Genomic DNA, 17,988 nt, shown 5'->3' on the forward strand with positions numbered 1-17,988 from the left:
GAGAAAAGTAGTGAAAACCCGTTTAGACAGAATATTGGCCTTGAGCGGCCTCGGCTCCAGAAACGATGTAAAAAAAATGATACGCAAAAAAAACTGCTGTGTAGACGGGGTTCGTATTGTTTCTCCTTCTTTTATTTTAGACACCGATCTAAATAAAATTACCATAGACGGCGAACCTCTTGTGCTTAGAACAAATGTTTATCTTATGCTTAATAAACCGCAAGGCTGCGTAACCTCGACAAGCGATCCCGTGCATAAGACCGTAATGGATTATATAAAAGCTCCCTTTGACAAGATGAAGCTTTTCCCCATTGGGCGGCTTGATATAGATACCGAAGGCCTTTTGATTATCACCGATGACGGGGAAATAACCCATAAGATTACTTCGCCCAAGTCGGGAACGGTAAAAACTTATTATCTCGAATTGAGCAGCGAACCTTCCGCCGAGGAATTTAAAAATTACTGCGAAGAATTTGAAAAAGGAATTGTTCTAAAAAACGGCTATAAGTGCCTTCCCGCAAAATTCGAACAATGTGAAAACAAAACAGGTTCCGGTAGGAGCGGTTTTTTAGTGCATATAACCGAGGGGAAATTTCATCAGGTAAAAAAAATGTGCTTGAGCGTAGGCAACGAACTTTGTTACCTACGCCGCATTGCAGTCGGCTCAATCATTTTGGACGAAAGCCTAAAAGGCGGGGAATACCGTGAGCTTTCTACCGAAGAAATAGATTCGCTGAGAGATTATTTTTGATGAGCCTTATTTTAAGCCTCTTACTTTTGCTTTAGCTGAAGATTATCCTCATAAAGCGTTTTTTACCGGCACGCAGAATCATCTCGTTGTCTTTGTCGAGTTTGTCTTTTCCGATTACGGCCTTGATGTCAGAGATTTTTTCTTCGTTTATAAAGGCGCCTCCCTGCTCGACAAGTCGGCGGGCCTCGCTCTTGGTTGAGGCAAGTCCTGCTTCGGCAAAGAGGTCAAGCACTCCGATTCCTTCGTTTAATTTTGCAAGAGTGAAATTTGCCGTGGGCATGGCTTCCTTATTTCCGCCGCCCGAAAAAGCAGCCCTTGCGCCTTCTAAGGCTTTTTCCGCTTCTTCTTTCCCGTGAATGACGGCTGTAACTTCAAGTGCCAGTCTTTCCTTAGCCTTGTTTATGTCTCCTGCACAGATAGTCTTTATTTCTTCTATAGATAAGAATGTAAAAAGAAGCATAAATCTTTCGACATCGGCATCGGCTACATTCCTCCAGTATTGGAAGAAATCGTAGGGAGAAACCATATCCGGATCCAAGAAGAGGGCTCCTTTTTCACTCTTTCCCATTTTTTGGCCGTCGGCTCTTGTAATGAGGGGGAAGGTTAGGGCAAAGACTTCTTTTGATGATTTTCTGCGGATAAGGTCGCTTCCTGCAACCATATTGCCCCATTGATCATCCCCTCCTATTTGTAATTCCACATTGTAGTTTTGATTAAGCATTAAAAAGTCGTAGCTTTGTAAGAGCTGATAGTTAAATTCCAAAAAGGAAAGCCCTGTTTCCATTCTTTTTTTGTATGCTTCAAAGCTGAGCATTCTGTTTACCGAAAAATGAGAGCCTATATCGCGTAAAAAATCGATGTAGTTTAAGTCTGCGATCCAATCCCTATTATTAGCAAACCGGACTTGAGCCGAGTCTTCGGCTAAAAATTTTTCAAGCTGGCGTTGAATCAAAATTGCGTTTTTATCGAGTTCATCGTATGAAAGCATTTTACGCATTTCGGTCTTGCCTGAAGGATCGCCTATGCGGGCTGTGCCTCCCCCAACCAAAACAATACCCTTATGACCTTCACGGCATAAATGCTTTAAGGCAAACATCGGAACCATGTGTCCTATATGTAAGCTGGGCCCGGTGGGATCTGCCCCTATGTAAAAGCTGATCGGCCCCTTATCCATCCTGTCTGATAGGGCTTGCAAGTCGGTACATTGCTGAAAAAAGCCCCTCTCTTGTAATCTTTTTAATGCTTTGTTCATGTTTTGACTATACAATAATTTTCAGCTTGGGTCAACAGATATGCGAAATGTGAGTGTTGAAGTACAAATGCCGCTTACAATTTGTCGTTTGATCAAAACTACAGTTTTTCGATTTCCGATTCTGAAAGACCTGTTATCTTCTTAATTAAAGATATAAACAGGTATATTTTTACCTATGGCATCAAAGGTGCAGATAAAAATTATAAAGCTGTCGTTTAAAGCGTTATAAGAATTCCCCTTATCTAAAAAAGAAATATCAATAGCAGCTTGATAAAACCTCATTCTTTTTGGTATATTCCTTTCATTGCTTACCTGCATTTCCACATCATAAAATTTACCGTTTTCTGCCTGCACCAAAACATCAAACCTTACTGACTTTGCCTGTTCATAGGTTTTAATATTATGCTGAACAGAAATATAGATAATTTTACCTATTGTGTCTGATAGTATGACACAATTTTCCGCATAATTGACACTCCCTCCTTTTTATGCTATAATAAACTGTTGTTTGCCCCGATGGTGGAATTGGTAGACACGCTAGTTTCAGGTACTAGTGCTTCACGGCATGGGGGTTCAAGTCCCCCTCAGGGCAAAACTTCAAAACCTACAATGACCGTCATAAGGATTTTTTATGGATACCGGAGCTTTAACAGACAAAATCATTATTATCCGTTTGCTTTTAAGCTTTTTAGCCGGTTGTTGTATAGGTATGGAGCGTTCGGGCAAGAGGCAGGTTGCCGGTTTGCGTACTCATATTTTGATCTGCGTAGGTGCCTGCGGTATGATGATCATATCCATCTGGCTGCCGCAAGTCAGCGGTAAGGGAGACACGGCAAGAGTCGCGGCTCAAGTTGTTTCAGGCATGGGCTTTTTTGGGTGCAGGGGCCATCCTAAAGATAGGTGCCAATGTAAAGGGGCTAACAACTGCTGCCTCGATATGGGTAATTGCCGGAATAGGCTTGGCCATAGGAAGCGGCTTATATACTGCCGGAATCGTTATGACTGTTATTTCCTTGCTTACCCTATCCCTTGTAAACAGGCTTGAACTTAAAATTTTTCCTGTAAGGCAAAATAAATTTTTAGAAGTGTATTTTCACGGAAACATTCCTCCAATGACGGCGATAATCAATGTTTTATCTGAATATTCCGCATCCATTGTATCTACAAATGTCCGATCATCAAAGTCATCCAAAGAACATTCTAAGGTTGTTCTTTTTATAAATGTTCCTAAAAAAATGGATCTTTCTAAGATGACCAAAGACTTTCAAGCAATCGAAGAGGTTGATACAATAGTATTAAGAGAAAAAATAACTTAAAAAATTCTTAAGGTAAAACAAGAGGTATTGTTAATTGAGAGATACAAAAGACAGTATAAGTATAAATAATGAACTATCAAAAATGATATTATCTGCTTCAGGTTGGAGGAAGGTTTTTGCCGAGTCAGGCAAAGAAGAAGATAGAACAACCGGAATAAAATATGCAGACTCAATAATACTATGCCACGCGGCCATGGCCTTTGCAGAATTTTTAAGATTAAATTTTCCTAAAATAAAAACTATAGTAATAGGCAGGGATAGCCGTCCTACAGGTGCAGCCATCGAAGATGTGTTTATTAAAACTCTTATTTTGACTTCTTATAATTTAAAAGTTGTGGGCTGCACGGCAGCTCCCGAAATAATGGCTTATTCAAAAACTATCGGTGCTGCCTTTGCTTATATTTCTGCAAGCCACAACCCAATCGGGCATAACGGTCTTAAATTCGGGGTGGACTCAGGCGGAGTCCTTGACGGGGAACAAGCTAAGACCTTAATTAAAATGTTTAAAGAAAGGCTTAATGCCGATAATGCTGAAGATGCAGCTTTAAAATTTCTTCATGATTATAATTTGAAAAAATTACAAGATATAAGGATGCAGACTGTCTATGTAAAAAAAGAAGCCTTGGATGCTTATTATAATTATTCGAAGGCTGTAATTACAAATTCGTCTGATCCCAAGGTACAAGATAAATTTTTTGATAAGCTGCGAAAAGCCGTTATTGCCGCAAAAAAAGAAGGCCATCCGCTTTCGATAGTTGCCGACTTTAACGGAAGTGCAAGAGCCGCCTCCATTGATAGACATTTTTTTAAAGACAGCGAATTCGAATTAATAGGAGTGAACGAAGAACCGGGAAATATTTTGCACGGCATCTTGCCTGAAGGTGCTAACCTAGGCTTTTGTGCAAAAAAAATGGACTACCTCCATTCCGATCCTGATTCAAGCCCTCTATATAAAAACAGCTTTTTGGGTTATATGCCTGATTGCGACGGCGACAGAGGAAATATTATATATTGGAATGAAGAGCTTAACAAGGCAATCCCGCTTGAAGCTCAAGAAGTTTTTACTCTTTCGGTAATTGCAGAATTGGCAGATTCTTTCTATTCTAAAAGAGGAAATAAAAAGCAGGCTGTTGCGGTCAATGGGCCGACCTCATTGCGTGTCGAAGAAGCTGCCGCTTGTTTCGGTGCCGAGGTTTTTAGAGCAGAGGTAGGTGAGGCAAATGTTGTAAACTTGGCTGCAGAATTGCGTGAAAAAAAATATAATGTCCGAATCTTGGGAGAAGGCTCAAACGGAGGAAACATAACTCACCCTGCAAAGGTACGGGATCCTATAAATACCATTTTCGCAATTTTAAAACTTCTTTTAATAAAAACTGAACTTATGAAAAAAGGGCTTTTTCATATTTGGTGTGAAAAATCAAAACAAATGGATAAGTACAAGCCCGACTTTACCTTGGCCGATATTTTAAAAACCTTGCCTCAATATACGACAACTCCTACCGGGGAAGAAAGGGCTATTTTAAAAATACATACCGAGGATCATGCCGTTCTAAAGGGCCGGTATCAGAAAATATTTGAAGAAGAATGGAATAAAAAGAAAGAAGAGCTTAAAGAAAAATTCGGAATTGTAAGCTACCGCAGTTTTTCTAATAACGGAACAAAGCAGACTCAAGACTTAAAAGATTTTTCCGCATCGGGCAGGGGCGGTCTTAAAATTCAGTTTTACAACTCGAAAGATGAGCCTATAGGATTTATCTGGATGCGCGGTTCGGGGACGGAGCCCATATTCAGAATAATGGCGGATATAAAGGGTCCTTCCCCCGAAGACGAAAAATATCTGGTTGAATGGCAGGGCGAAATGGTAAGGCGTGCCGATTTGGGTGCATAGCTTAAAAAGAATTTTTTATTTTATTGGAGATTTGTTATGGGAATTAGAGGTGAACTTTTTACTACTCAGGTGTCGGCAGAAAACCGTACCTATTTTTTTAATGTTAAAGAAAATACAAAGGGCGATGTTTTTTTACAGGTTGTTGAAAGCAAGGCTTCTGAGGGCCTAGGTTTTGACCGCCATGCCGTTGTAGTTTTTGAAGATGAAATGCGTTCTTTTTTACAGGGGTTGGATAAGTGCATAGAATTTATCGAAAAAAACAGAAAAGAAAAAGCAAAGTCTAAGGTAAAAAAGACTATTGATGCAAAAAAGCCCGCCGAAAAAAGCGATAAGCCTGTAAAACCCCGTGTTCCGCGAAGCCGAAGTACCGAGAAAAAAGACGGAGAAAACTCAAGGGTAAAAAAAGTAATCAAAAAGAAAAGCCGATGAGGCTGCTAGCCTACGGAAAGTTTTTCTGTAACTTTTTATTTGAGTGATCTCCACCTTGTTATATCGCCGATTTTATGGTAAAATAAATCTTATATGAAAAATTGGCTGCTTGTACCTTTAGTGTTTATCTCAAATTTTGTTTTAGCGGTTTTGGCTTTTTCTGTATCGGTTGGAATCTGGCAGTCTTTGATGTTCGGTGATGTAACAGGCTTATTTGTTCCTGCCTTTTTGCATTGCCTTTATCTCATACTCCCGATAGCCTGTATTATTTCGATATTTGCAGTATATGTTTTTATGATGCGGCACCCGGAAAAATACGGTCTGTCTTTTTTGACTCTGATTATATCGTTTGCTTTATTTTTTGCCGTAATTATTCCGTTTGTTTATTCTCAAGGGGAAAAAATAAACCTGGCCTTTCACTCTAAAGAAAAGATTGTAATTGATGATAGGCACTTAGAAGCCTTTATAGAGCAGCCTGCCTTTGTGCTTGCCTTAGGTAACATATTACGCCCATTTATTTACGATATATATGAGCAGTATAAAATTTCTTATACATCTTATCTTATTTTTTCCGGCTCGATTTTTTTTCTTATATTTTCTCTTTGGATTTTTACAACATTCACGGAATGGAAAATTGTTAATTTTACTCTTCTGCCTTTTTTGCTGATTTTAATTCTATATGCTTACACATATATCAGAACCGAGGATTTTATTGTAAGTGTAGAGGATATAATTCCTATTGAAATTCCGAGATTTTGGATACTGCCTGCTTTGTTTTGCCTTGCAGGATTCTTGTTCTATTTTTATACAACCGTATTGCTCCTTGTAAGGCGTGCAAAAAAACTTCCGAAAAAAATAAAAAAAGAAAAGATAAAGAGTCCTAAAGTTAAGAAACCTAGGGTTAAGGGTCCAAAGCCTATTAAGCCTAAAAAAGCGGATGAAATACAGGAAGAATTTGAAACATTTATTCCCGATTCCTTAGGAGACTTTAACGAGGGGGATATAGATGCATAAAATTTCAAGATTTTTTTCTTATCTTTTTGTTCATTTTTTAATCGGTATTTTGGCTTCCTTTGCTTACATATTTTTTTGGCCCATAAAAGAAATTGTGCTTCCTGTATTTTTATTTTCATGGAAGATTCGCGAATCAATATTGCTGTTTATTTTTTATTTTCCTTTTATTTATACATCTGCATTGATTTTTGCTTATCCTATTATTTTCGGAAAATTCGGACCGGTACAAATGGAGAGGCGGTCGCCTAATATGATCCGCTTCCTTCAGCATTTTTTTATTTTTTCTCTTGCCGTTTTATCATTATATGTTGTTTTAGCTGAAGTTGTTAAGCCCATATTGATAGAATACCAATCCCGCTCCGTTTCTCAAACTCTTACTTATAAAGAATATAATAAGCTGGCTGAAGAGGCATATGCCAGAAATGATTATCTTCAAGCAGGCGAGCATATCGAGAGGGCTTTAAGCATATGGCCTCAATCTGAACAGGCAATGCAGCGGGATGAAAATATTAAGATTGCCAAAGAAAAACTTTCTCTTGATAAGGCGGATTCCGTTTTGGGAATAAATATTCCGGAAGAAGATAATGTAAGCCGTATGACTGCCGAGGCTGCCTTGCAAAGAGCAGAAAGGGCAGCTATATCCTTTGATTTTTATACTGCCCATTATTATGCAAAGTTGGCTCTTCAAACCTTCCATGAAGAAACTCCTTTACGGGCTGATGCAGAAAACCTTGCAGTTAGGGCCTGGGCCGAGGTTGAAAAAGGAATGGCAGCATATAAGGATGCTCCGTCCATTGCCGTATATAAAAGTAAAAAAGCAGCCTATGAAGCCTTACAAAGAGGGGATTATATAAATGCTTATTATTCTTTCTTAAAAATTGCTTCATCTATCAGAGCGATGAATCCTGACCAAAAAGATCCTGAGGTTGAACATTTTTTAAATTTGTCCCGTATTGAGCTTGAGAAAAATGTTTTTTTTACCGACGAGCTTAAAAATATTCCCAACTTTGTCATGCGGGGAGATATACGCTTCACTGTTGCATGGAATACCAATGAATATTCCGAAATAAAAATACACGGCATCTCTCATGGAAGTTCAGATTCACGCAATGAAATATACCTTATGAATGTTTCATATAAGAGATTAGGTATATCTGATTCTGAAAAATGGTCTATAATTATTCCTTATGCAAAACTTATAGAGGTTTTAGATAGTGCAGGAAAAAGCCGTTTGATGCTTCAGATTTGCTCTGTCGATAGATATTCTTCGGAAAACACCATTTGCCCCAAGGTTTTGTCGGGAGAGCTTCCGGAAAAAAATATGCATAATATTTTTCTGCCTATGACCATGCAGGATTTTATCTTAATTGAAAAATCGGTAAGCGGCCCTTCGTTTATGAAAATATCCGATTTGTACTATTTTAGTTTGATATCTGAAAAATACGGCTTAAAAAAAGAAGCCTATTTGAGTGAGGTCTTGTACCGCTTGACCGAACCTCTTTTATTGTTAATCGTATCTTTGATTGTTCTTATATTGGCTTGGCGGTTTAGAGTATCGCCGGGCAGACGGTTAAATAAAAGAATGTTTTTATTTGTGCCTCTTTGTCCGTTTTTGTCTTATATATTAATGGAAACTTTTAGATATCTTTTTAAACTGCAAATTGCGTTCTTTGTATGTTTGACACCGAGATATGTCTCGCTGATAGTTTTCAGCGTGCCTGTAATCGCCTTGATTTTTCTGATTATTTCGCTTCTTTATCAGCGTTCGGAATAAAGGGCCTTACAATTCTTTTAAAACTGTGATAGAATACTAAATAACACTGATTTTTATGGAGGCACTTATATGTCTTTATTGTTTTCGAGTTTTAAAGTTAAAAATATAGAGCTTAACACAAAATTGGTTATGCCTCCGATGGCTACAGAAAAGGCTGATGAAAGAGGTTGCGTTACCAAAGCTCTTTGTGATTATTATGACGAAAAAACGAAAGGTGCCTATGTCGGCCTTGTGGTAACGGAGCATAGTTATGTCAGTCCTGAAGGCAAGGCTAGTCCGGGACAGCTGTCTATCTCGGAAGATTCTGCTATTGAAGGTTTCAAAAAACTTGTTTCTGTTTTGCACAAAAACGGAGCAAAGGTTATCGCACAAATTTCTCATGCAGGAGCTGCGGCTCATCACGAAATAACCGGATATGATGTTTTAAGCTCAAGCTGCGTAAAAATTCCCCGTAAAAGTTCTGATTATGAATTGCCTAAGGAGATGAGTCAGGCTGATATAGACAAGGTTGTTGTCGATTTTGTTCAGGCTGCAAGGAGGGCAAAGGAAGCCGGCTTTGACGGTGTGGAAATTCATTCAGCCCACGGTTATCTTTTAAACCAGTTTTTTTCGCCGATTATGAATAAGCGTACCGACGCATACAACGGGACTTCCATTGAAGGCAGAACAAAGCTTCATCTTGAAATCATAAGATCCATCCGCAAAATAACAGGCCCGTCATTTTTGATTGCAGTTCGTTTGGGGGCCTGCGATTATATTTCGGGAGGCAGCTCCCTTGAAGATTCCGTTAAGGCCTGTCTTCTTTTTAAGGAAGCCGGAGTAGATTTACTCGATATTTCCGGAGGTTTTTGCGGTTACACAAACCCTGAACTTGAAGAAGAAGGATGGTTCAGCCGTATAACTCAAGCTTTAAAAGAAAAAGTAGGTGTGCCCGTAATTCTTACGGGAGGAATTGTAAGCCCCGAAGCGGCCGAGAACATTTTAATACAAGGAAAATCCGATCTAATCGGAGTGGGGCGGGCTCTTCTAAATGATTCCGACTGGCCTAAAAAAGCAATGAAAAAACTGGAAGGTTAAAAATCTTTATATTTTTTTTAAAAAGGGAGAAAAAATCTTTTTTATTTATACAATATTAGTAGAATAAGAAAATTTTTTATAGGAGAATATTGTGGCAAAGGCAAAAAATGAAACACCGGTAGTTGCAAATCCGGATGATAAGTTAAAGGCTTTAGAGGCCGCCCGTCTTCAAATCGAAAAGCAATTCGGGCAGGGCTCCTTGATGAAGTTAGGAAATAATTCCGCTATCGGAAATATCGATATTATTCCGTCGGGAAGCATTCTTTTGGATGAAGCTCTTGGAATAGGAGGTTATCCCCGCGGCAGAATTATCGAAATATTCGGCCCCGAATCTTCGGGTAAGACTACTATAGCTCTTCATGCCGTCGCTGAGGCACAAAAGCAGGGAGGTATAGCCGCCTTTATCGATGCCGAGCACGCCCTCGATCCCCAATATGCCAAGGCCTTGGGCGTAAACATTGATGAACTTTGGGTGTCTCAGCCCGATACGGGAGAGCAGGCTCTTGAAATAGCCGAAAGTCTTGTCCGCTCAGGTGCGGTTGACATAATAGTAATTGACTCTGTAGCCGCCCTAACTCCTCAGGCAGAAATCGCCGGAGAAATGGGAGATTCACACATGGGCTTACAAGCACGCTTGATGAGTCAGGCCTTGCGAAAGCTCACCGCTATTATCGGCAAGTCCAACTGTATGATAATCTTTATCAACCAAATCCGAATGAAGATAGGCGTTATGTTCGGAAGCCCCGAAACTACTACCGGCGGAAATGCTCTCAAATTTTACGCATCAGTCCGCTTGGATGTACGCAAAACCGAAACACTCGGCAAGGGCGAAGATGAAGCATGGGGAAATAAGATCCGTGTAAAGGTTGTAAAGAACAAGGTCGCTCCTCCTTTTAGAAAGGTCGAAATGGAAATCCTTTTCGGAAAGGGGGTTTGTCCCTATGGAAGCCTCTTGGACTCTGCCGTAAAACAAGAGATAATCGGAAAGAGCGGCTCTTGGTATTCTTACGGAGACGATAAGATCGGACAGGGAAGACCGAATGCCGTTAAATTCTTGGAAGATAATATAGAAATAACTCAAAAAATCGAAAAAGAATTGAGAGAAAAGCTCTTCCCGGGCAGGACCTTTGTTTCAAGTTTTGTAGAAAAAACAAAGGAGCAAAAGGAAGCCCAAGAAAAGGTAGTAGAAGCTCTTAAACAAGAAGAAGACTCAAAAGAAACAGCTTCAAAGACTAAAAAAGAAGAAGCCGATGGTGCTGCTGCAGAAAAGCCTGCCGCTCCAAAGTCAAAAAAGACTGAAGTTGTAGGCCTTCCGGCTGACGACAGTCTTTTTTAAGTTTTTTTTTAAAATGCCGAACAATAAAGGAGGAGCGGCATTATGAGTACACAAGCTTTAAGTCAGATTGATACACAGGAAGTAACCTATTCCAACACGGAATTTAAGGTGCATAATTTTGAGGGCCCCTTAGACCTTCTTCTTTTTTTGATAAACAAAAACGAGGTGAATATCTACGATATTCCGATTGCAGAAATAACCGAGCAATATCTGGAATATCTGGATTATGCAATTGAACCCGATTTGGATAACCTTGTCGATTTTTATTCGATGGCCGCAAATTTAATTTATATAAAAAGCAGAATGCTTTTACCGGTTGAGGTTTCGGTTGATGATGAAGATATTGAAGACCCGCGTTCCGAGCTGGTCGATAAGCTCATCGAGTATCAAAAATATAAAAAGCTTTCCGAACTTATGGAAGAAAAAGAAAGCGAAGCGGAATGGTTTTTTGAAAGAAAAAAAATTCAGCACGCCCTTCCTTTTGGAGAAGAAGAACTTTGGGAGCGGGTCGATACCTGGGATCTTTTAAAAACTTTTTCTCAGCTTATGTCGAACTACAATGCCGAACATATCTTAGACCTTTACGAAGAAGTTTCGGTAAACGAAAAGATTACCCTCATGAACGAGCTTTTGGAACAAAAGGGTGAGTGTATGTTTACCGACTTGATTGTGCGTAAGGGCAATTTAATGGATGTGGTCTGTGCATTTATGGCTATTTTGGAGGCTGTTAAATTTAAGATGGCAAGTATTTGGCAAAACAGAATGTTCGGAGATATAAAAATACGCCCATGGGAGCAGGATAATGGTTCAGAATTATAATTTGGAAAAAGAAATCTCCTTGGTTGAGGCCATCCTCTATTTGGAAGGCGACCCCTTAACTGATGAGGCTCTTTGTAAAATATCAGGTCTCTCGCCCGAAATCGTAAACGATGCAATCAAGGCCTTGCAGGAAGCCTATGCTGCGCCTCAAAGCGGAATCGAGCTTGCCAAGATGATGGGCGGCTGGGTTATAATGCCCAAAAAAGAATTGTGGGAGCACCTAAAAGACCGCTACGGTAAAAAAAATGAAGGACGCCTTTCCCGTGCCGCCATGGAAACTCTTTCGATAATCGCTTATTCCCAGCCGGTAACAAGGGCTGAAATTGAAGCTATCCGCGGAGTTTCCGCAGACAATATGATCCGCCTCCTTGTTGAAAAAGACCTTATAAAAGAGGTCGGCAAAAAGGATGTTCCCGGCAAACCCACGATGTTCGGTACCACAAAGGAGTTCTTAAAAGTCTTCAGGCTTAACAGCATTGCCGACCTTCCGAAGCTGGATGAAACCGAAAGAGAAAGGTTCGAGCTTGCCCGATAAGGTGTTTTAATTTTTATGGAAGAAATAAGACTTCAAGTTTATTTAGCCCGCTGCGGAATCGCTTCGCGCCGGGCCTCGGAAAATCTCATCCTAAACGGAAGGGTAGCTGTTGACGGCAAGATTGTAACGGAGCTCGGCACAAAGGTTTCCGGTAAGGAAAAAATATGCTTTGACGGAAAACAAATTTTCCCCGAGGCCGAAAAAAGATATGTTCTATTGAATAAACCTGAAGGTTATGTTTGCTCCCTCGCCGATGAGAAGGATAGACCCATCGCTGCCTCCCTCTTAAAAGATACCTACACCGAAAGGCTTTACAATATCGGCCGCTTGGATATGCTTTCGGGCGGGGCAATCATCTTTACAAATGACGGAGGTTTTTCTGCAAGGGTTGAGCACCCTTCCTCCGAAATCGAAAAAGAATATGAGGTAATAACAGTCTTTGAATACCCCGACGAGGTTCTCCAAAAATTTTTAAGGGGAGTGCGCATTGAAGGCGTTTTTTATAAGGCCCTGTCGGCTGAGCGCCTAGCCAAAAACAAGATGCGCATAGTCTTGATTGAAGGCAAAAACCGCGAAATCCGCCGCGTCTTAAAATTTTTTAATATCAAAATAAAAAAACTTACACGCGTCAGAATAGGCTGCGTTAAATTAGGCTCCCTCCCCTCCGGCAAACATCGCCCCCTCACCGCTGAGGAAATTAAGGGGCTGTTGGGGTAGACTTGTTCTAAGCGAGAGCGTATAAGAAAAGCTTCAAAAGGCTTTAGTTTTTTATTAAAATATAGTATAATTAAATAGTATGGAGGTGAGAGATGGCTACATCAAGTTTGGCAAAATCTTTTGTTATAAAAACAAAAAAAGAAGCCGGTAATTTTGTAAAATTATTTTCAGAACAAGAGAACCAAAGGCCGTTAAAAGATATCAATATTGTAACACTTTCTCAAGAACGCCTAATAGAACTGATAAATGAAAAAAGAAAATAGTTTTGAAATTATTAGATTATTTGATCTATTAGCAACAGAAGGAGGGGAGATTTTTTTTAAATCTATGTCGGATGTGTTTTCTTCAACAAATAAAGATGTTGAAGAATTCTTGAAAGAAAAAGCAGTCCAATCAACAAAACTTAATACCTCATCTACCTATCTTGTGGTTTCTTCAAAAAAAGGATGCGACATTTTAGGATATTTTACATTAGCTACAAAGATGTTAACTTTGAAAAAAGAGGTTCTATCAAAGTCAGAAATAAAAATTATTAGCCGTTTTGGATATTATGATAAAGATTCTAATTCTTATAAAATACCTGCGATTCTTATTGCTCAGTTTAGTAAAAATTTCAATAAAAAATCAAAATCAATTAATGGTTCTGATTTAATGGATATTGTTTTAAAGCAAGTAAAAAATATTTTAAATTTGACCAGCGGAAAAATTGTTTTTATTGAATGCGAAAAAATAGAAAAGGTAATAAATTTTTATATAAAAAGCGGATTTCAAATTTTAGATACTGAAATTATAACAAAAAATAAAAAAGACCTTGTACAGCTTTATCGTGTTTTATAACCAAAATTTCCCAAAAATCAACTTGACACCTCAAACTATTGCATTTAAAATATAAATATGCACGATATAAAATTAAAATCAATTTCTAAAAGCTATTCCGTAGGAGATGAAAAACAAATTGTTTTGGATGACCTTTCTCATAATTTTGCTTCGGGAAAAATAAGTTTTATTTTTGGGCCATCGGGCTGCGGAAAATCGAGTCTTTTAAATATAATTGCAGGTATAGACAAAAACTATTCCGGTGAGGTTTTGTATAAGGGTGAAACTATTCAAGATTACGATAAATTTAGGCGGGAAAATATCAGCTTTATTTTTCAAGACAGTAATTTAATTCCGCATCAAAATTTATTAAAAAATATCGTAATTGCTCTCCATAACGGTATAGAAAATAAAGAAGAGCTTGCAATTAACTTACTTAAAAAAGTCGGCCTATCCGAACATATTTATAAAAAACCTTCTATGCTTTCTACGGGCGAAAGACAGCGGGCGAGTATTGCAAGAGCTTTGGCAAGGAATACCGATATCCTGCTTTGTGATGAGCCTACAGGAAGTTTGGACGAAACAACAAAGATTGAAATCTGCGATTTAATTTTAGAAGTTTTTAAGGGCAAAACAATTATCTTTGTAAGCCATGATGAAGAATTGGCAAGGATATACGCCGATGAAATTTTAACTATCGATAATAAAAAACTAAAATCTATAAAAGAAAAAACTCAACCTGAATCCGATTCACAAATTGAACGCAGAGCGGAAAATAAAATTAAGCCGGAAGATTCAAGTTTTAAAAACAGGTTTTATATAAATATTCTATCCGAAAAATTAAAGCTTTTTAATTCGCTACAACTTTTAGTTATTATTTTAGGAATATTTATATTTTCGATCGGCTCATTTAAGGCTGTAAGTTATGGAATAGATCAATATCTTTACGGTAAGTACAAGGCCGATAAAATTACTTTAAGCAGTGCTGGTATGAGTTTAAACGCCTTGCTTCAAAACATTGAAGACTATAACGGAAAATTTAAAGAAAAAATTTACGGTTTAACTCTAGGCTTGCCTTCAAGTATAAGACTCGAAAAAGAAAAATTACCCGTTTTTATAAATATGATGCAGGAAAAAAATAAGGCGAGCTTTTCGGAAGATATAATTGCAGGACGCTTTCCTGAAAATCCTAAAGAGATTTTATTCAGCAAATATTATGCACTTAAACTGCTTTATACTTTTGATAATCTTATTGATATTAAAAATATTTCCGCCGGCGATTTATTTAACCGCTTAAAAGAACTTCCTATTTCGTATAAAGCTGTTTGCAAATTTGCAGGGAAGGTTCCAAAGGACTCCGACTTTTACGATGAAGATTTAAAGATTGTAGGTATAATCGACGACTTAAGATACATCTCTGATTTTGATGAAGGCCTTTTTTTTGAAATGAAAAAATTTAATGAAGATATGGATGTGTCCGGTTTTGTTGCCTTTATGCGTAATATCGGAATTAATTTAAATTATCCTTTTTATTTAGGGGAAGAAGAAATCTCCGATTCGATCTATGTAAATGAAAATATTTATTTTTTGGAAGAAGAATTTACTAAATATCTAAGTAAGATTTATCTTTCTGAAACTGCTTATAAATTTACATATTTCGATATATTTATAGATGAAAATTTAGATACCAGAAAAAAGGTACACACTAATTACCTTTTGTTTAAGTCCATTTTTAAGGGAAGCGATAATATTTCGCTGGAAAGAAAATCATATCTTGATGATATTTACGGTTATAAATTAAGTATAATCTTTACATTAATTATTCTCGGTGTTATTGCCGTGCTTTCGGCATATAACGGCTTAAAAAATTTAATTACGGCTAAACGTAAGGATATCGGCATTTACCGCTCATTGGGTTATACAACAAAGGAATTAAAAAAGATGTTTATCAAAGAAGGATTGATTATTTCTTTTTTTGTCTGCCTTGCATCGGTTTTCTTTTTTATGATAATCAGCTTATTTTTGGGTGAGTATTTTATTAACTTATTGGATTGCAGCAGAATAGTAAATTTAAAGAGCCTTTTTAACTTTGATATTTTTTCGCTCTCTGCAGCGTTTCTTATAATCATTTTGATAATTATAATTTCGATAAGCTCTGAGCTTAAAAAAACTAATATCGATGAACTTATAAGGTAAAGTTTGGAGGAACTATGCTTGAATTAAAAAATATAAATAAGTCATATAAGATTAGAGCCGGTTTGGAGCAAAGGGTTCTTAAAGATTTAAACATTGTTTTCGACGATAAGGGCTTGGTAAGTATCTTAGGCAGAAGCGGAGGCGGAAAGTCTACAATTTTAAATATAATCGGCGGTTTATGTAGTTTTGATTCCGGAGAGATTTTTTATAATAATAAAAAAGTTGAAGACTATAACGAATTCAGAAAAAGTAAAATTGCCTTTGTCTTTCAAGACTTTAATTTAATAAACCATTTATCAAGTGAAGATAATATTATTGCAGGTATGACTGATAGTATTACCGGCGGTATAAAAAAACGGAAAGAACATTCCGTTTCTATATTAAAAAGTTTAAACATAGGAGAGTTTACAAAAAAGAAACCTACACAATTATCGGGCGGACAAAGACAAAGACTTGCAATTGCCCGAATGCTTGCAAAAGAGGTTGATATTATTTTGGCCGATGAAGCGACTTCAAGTTTGGATAAAAAAAATGCACACCATATAATGGATATTCTAAAAGATATCTCAAAAGAAAAACTCGTAATCTTTGTAACCCATGATAAAGAACTCGCTTATGAGTACAGCGACAGAATTATAAGTTTAATAGACGGACAAATTCTCAAGGATGAAAATATAACTAAGGATATAAACGCAGAATCAGGAAATTCAATTAAAAGCAAATTGAGTGTGCCGAAAAAAAATAACTCGTATAAGAAAAATACACGATACTTACCTTTGAAAAATTTAAAAGGGCGGGCGAAGGCTAGTATCAGGAATATAATAATCATAGGCCTTATTTTCCTTTCTATATTGTTTTCAATTTTTATGGAATCGGATTATTTTAAGAACTATATGCATGATATCTATCTTCAAGAAGGCATTAAAACAAGTGTTTTGGATGCCGTAAAAGAAAAGCTAAGTGATGAAACTCTTGTCGAAGAATTAAATATGCAATACAAAGAGCTTCCTAATATTGAACATTGTTCCTATACATATAATACAAGAATAAAAATTGCAGGTTCAAATTATATTGAAGGCCTTCAAGCAGGAAAGCCTGTTCTTTCATATACAAATCTGGAAGATATAAGCTCTAACGATTACTTTAAGAAAATAATAACTGCCGGACGTTTCCCCAAAAAAGCTGACGAAGTTCTTATGAGTTCATCGGGTGCAATAGCCTTGCTTAAAGAGCTTAAAATCGGCGGGGAAAGATTGGAAGATCAATTTAATACAGGCAAACTTGATGATAAGTATGTTTTTAGTCTGGTTGAAAATGCTTTTTTCTTTGTCGCAGAATACCGTTTGCCTAAGATTAAAATAACCGGCCTTATCGACAGTACAAAAGTAAGCGAAAAAACTCACACGGTTTATTTTGTAGATGGCTTTACAAATCTTTTTGAAATAAAAAAAGGCGGCTTGTACAAACACGGCCTTAAGCTATATAAAACAGATCTAAGCGCAGAAAAGCATACTGAACTTTTAAATGCCTTTAAAGAAAATAAAAAAATAAGAGTGAACGAAGTACATCAAAAACGAGTAAGTATAGCTTATAACAAGATAGCTTCTTTTTTTGACTTCTCAAAAATTTTACTTATACTGATATGCTCAGTTTCAATCTTGTCCTTAATTTCTATTTTTTACACTACTGTCTTAGAAAGAAAAAACGAGATCCGGATTTACCGCTCTTTGGCCTACACCAAAAAAGAAATCATAAAAATCTTCTCTTTAGAAATATTTTATACAAGCTTGGTTTCTGCAATCTTTGCCGTAATAATTTTGACAGTTGTTTATTATAGGCTGGGGTAAGACTGTGTTTTTGAAAATTATTGTTTATATAAAATATTGACAAATACTTCCGTTTTGCGTTATTATATATAACTAGAAGAAAATAAACATTTTAAGGAATTTGAAACGATAAGAATGTATTCTTATGCAAAATCGGTTTAAGATTCTTTTATAAGCAGAGTTGTATAATTACTCGTTTTTACGAATAAAAATTAAATCGGCTTAAAAACTTACTTAGAGGT

15 protein-coding genes, 1 tRNA gene and 2 pseudogenes are annotated in these 17,988 nt (G+C 37.2%); 16 read left to right on the forward strand and 2 right to left on the reverse strand.

The window, feature by feature from the left end; genetic code table 11:
- The first annotated feature begins 10 nt into the window (after window positions 1-10).
- Window positions 11-751 (forward strand): 16S rRNA pseudouridine(516) synthase, encoded by a 741-nt coding sequence (locus tag E4O00_RS01235; RefSeq protein ID WP_253678195.1) that lies wholly within the window; start codon window positions 11-13, stop codon window positions 749-751.
- A gap of 31 nt (window positions 752-782) precedes the next feature.
- On the opposite strand, the gene tyrS is transcribed toward E4O00_RS01235, so the two are convergent.
- On the reverse strand, window positions 783-2,003 hold the full coding sequence (gene tyrS / locus E4O00_RS01240) for a tyrosine--tRNA ligase (RefSeq protein WP_253678196.1): 1,221 nt from the start codon (window positions 2,001-2,003) through the stop codon (window positions 783-785).
- Window positions 2,004-2,150: 147 nt separating this feature from the next.
- Window positions 2,151-2,456: pseudogene (locus E4O00_RS01245) on the reverse strand (Rpn family recombination-promoting nuclease/putative transposase); the annotation flags it as partial.
- Between the two features lie 57 nt (window positions 2,457-2,513).
- Here E4O00_RS01245 and E4O00_RS01250 point away from each other — a divergent pair.
- From E4O00_RS01250 to E4O00_RS01325, 15 genes and pseudogenes are all read left to right on the forward strand, one after another.
- Window positions 2,514-2,595 (forward strand) — tRNA-Leu (locus E4O00_RS01250).
- Window positions 2,596-2,634: 39 nt separating this feature from the next.
- A pseudogene (locus tag E4O00_RS01260) lies at window positions 2,635-3,319 on the forward strand (MgtC/SapB family protein).
- Between the two features lie 82 nt (window positions 3,320-3,401).
- Window positions 3,402-5,207: a phosphoglucomutase gene (locus E4O00_RS01265; protein ID WP_371922737.1), complete on the forward strand. Its 1,806-nt coding sequence runs from the start codon at window positions 3,402-3,404 to the stop codon at window positions 5,205-5,207.
- A 36-nt stretch (window positions 5,208-5,243) separates the two neighbouring features.
- A complete protein-coding gene (locus E4O00_RS01270; RefSeq protein WP_253678199.1) occupies window positions 5,244-5,636 on the forward strand; it encodes a PUR family DNA/RNA-binding protein in 393 nt (130 codons plus the stop codon).
- Window positions 5,637-5,729: 93 nt separating this feature from the next.
- The gene (locus E4O00_RS01275) at window positions 5,730-6,650 is read left to right on the forward strand and encodes a hypothetical protein (protein WP_253678200.1); all 921 of its coding nucleotides are present in this window, start codon (window positions 5,730-5,732) and stop codon (window positions 6,648-6,650) included.
- Window positions 6,643-8,424: a hypothetical protein gene (locus E4O00_RS01280; RefSeq protein WP_253678201.1), complete on the forward strand. Its 1,782-nt coding sequence runs from the start codon at window positions 6,643-6,645 to the stop codon at window positions 8,422-8,424. The genes E4O00_RS01275 and E4O00_RS01280 overlap by 8 nt, the downstream gene beginning before the upstream one ends.
- A 69-nt stretch (window positions 8,425-8,493) precedes the next feature.
- Window positions 8,494-9,501, forward strand: a complete 1,008-nt coding sequence (locus E4O00_RS01285) for an NADH:flavin oxidoreductase (RefSeq protein WP_253678202.1) — start codon at window positions 8,494-8,496, stop codon at window positions 9,499-9,501.
- Between the two features lie 91 nt (window positions 9,502-9,592).
- Window positions 9,593-10,837 carry a recombinase RecA gene (gene recA / locus E4O00_RS01290; protein WP_253678203.1) on the forward strand — a complete coding sequence of 415 codons (1,245 nt, stop codon included), beginning with the start codon at window positions 9,593-9,595 and terminating at the stop codon, window positions 10,835-10,837.
- A gap of 42 nt (window positions 10,838-10,879) precedes the next feature.
- Complete coding sequence (locus E4O00_RS01295; protein ID WP_253678204.1) at window positions 10,880-11,656, forward strand: segregation and condensation protein A; 777 nt, start codon at window positions 10,880-10,882, stop codon at window positions 11,654-11,656.
- Window positions 11,640-12,191: an SMC-Scp complex subunit ScpB gene (gene scpB / locus E4O00_RS01300; RefSeq protein ID WP_253678205.1), complete on the forward strand. Its 552-nt coding sequence runs from the start codon at window positions 11,640-11,642 to the stop codon at window positions 12,189-12,191. The genes E4O00_RS01295 and scpB overlap by 17 nt, the downstream gene beginning before the upstream one ends.
- A gap of 15 nt (window positions 12,192-12,206) precedes the next feature.
- The gene (locus E4O00_RS01305) at window positions 12,207-12,908 is read left to right on the forward strand and encodes a pseudouridine synthase (RefSeq protein WP_253678206.1); all 702 of its coding nucleotides are present in this window, start codon (window positions 12,207-12,209) and stop codon (window positions 12,906-12,908) included.
- Between the two features lie 92 nt (window positions 12,909-13,000).
- Window positions 13,001-13,171, forward strand: a complete 171-nt coding sequence (locus tag E4O00_RS01310; RefSeq protein WP_253678207.1) for a hypothetical protein — start codon at window positions 13,001-13,003, stop codon at window positions 13,169-13,171.
- On the forward strand, window positions 13,155-13,745 hold the full coding sequence (locus E4O00_RS01315; RefSeq protein ID WP_253678208.1) for a hypothetical protein: 591 nt from the start codon (window positions 13,155-13,157) through the stop codon (window positions 13,743-13,745). Before E4O00_RS01310 ends, E4O00_RS01315 begins: the two co-directional genes overlap by 17 nt.
- Before the next feature lie 57 nt (window positions 13,746-13,802).
- Window positions 13,803-15,920, forward strand: a complete 2,118-nt coding sequence (locus tag E4O00_RS01320; RefSeq protein WP_253678209.1) for an ATP-binding cassette domain-containing protein — start codon at window positions 13,803-13,805, stop codon at window positions 15,918-15,920.
- A 14-nt stretch (window positions 15,921-15,934) separates the two neighbouring features.
- Window positions 15,935-17,767 carry an ABC transporter ATP-binding protein/permease gene (locus E4O00_RS01325; protein ID WP_253678210.1) on the forward strand — a complete coding sequence of 611 codons (1,833 nt, stop codon included), beginning with the start codon at window positions 15,935-15,937 and terminating at the stop codon, window positions 17,765-17,767.
- Window positions 17,768-17,988: the final 221 nt, after the last annotated feature.

The organism is Treponema sp. OMZ 788 (assembly GCF_024181245.1).
Lineage (GTDB): Bacteria > Spirochaetota > Spirochaetia > Treponematales > Treponemataceae > Treponema_B.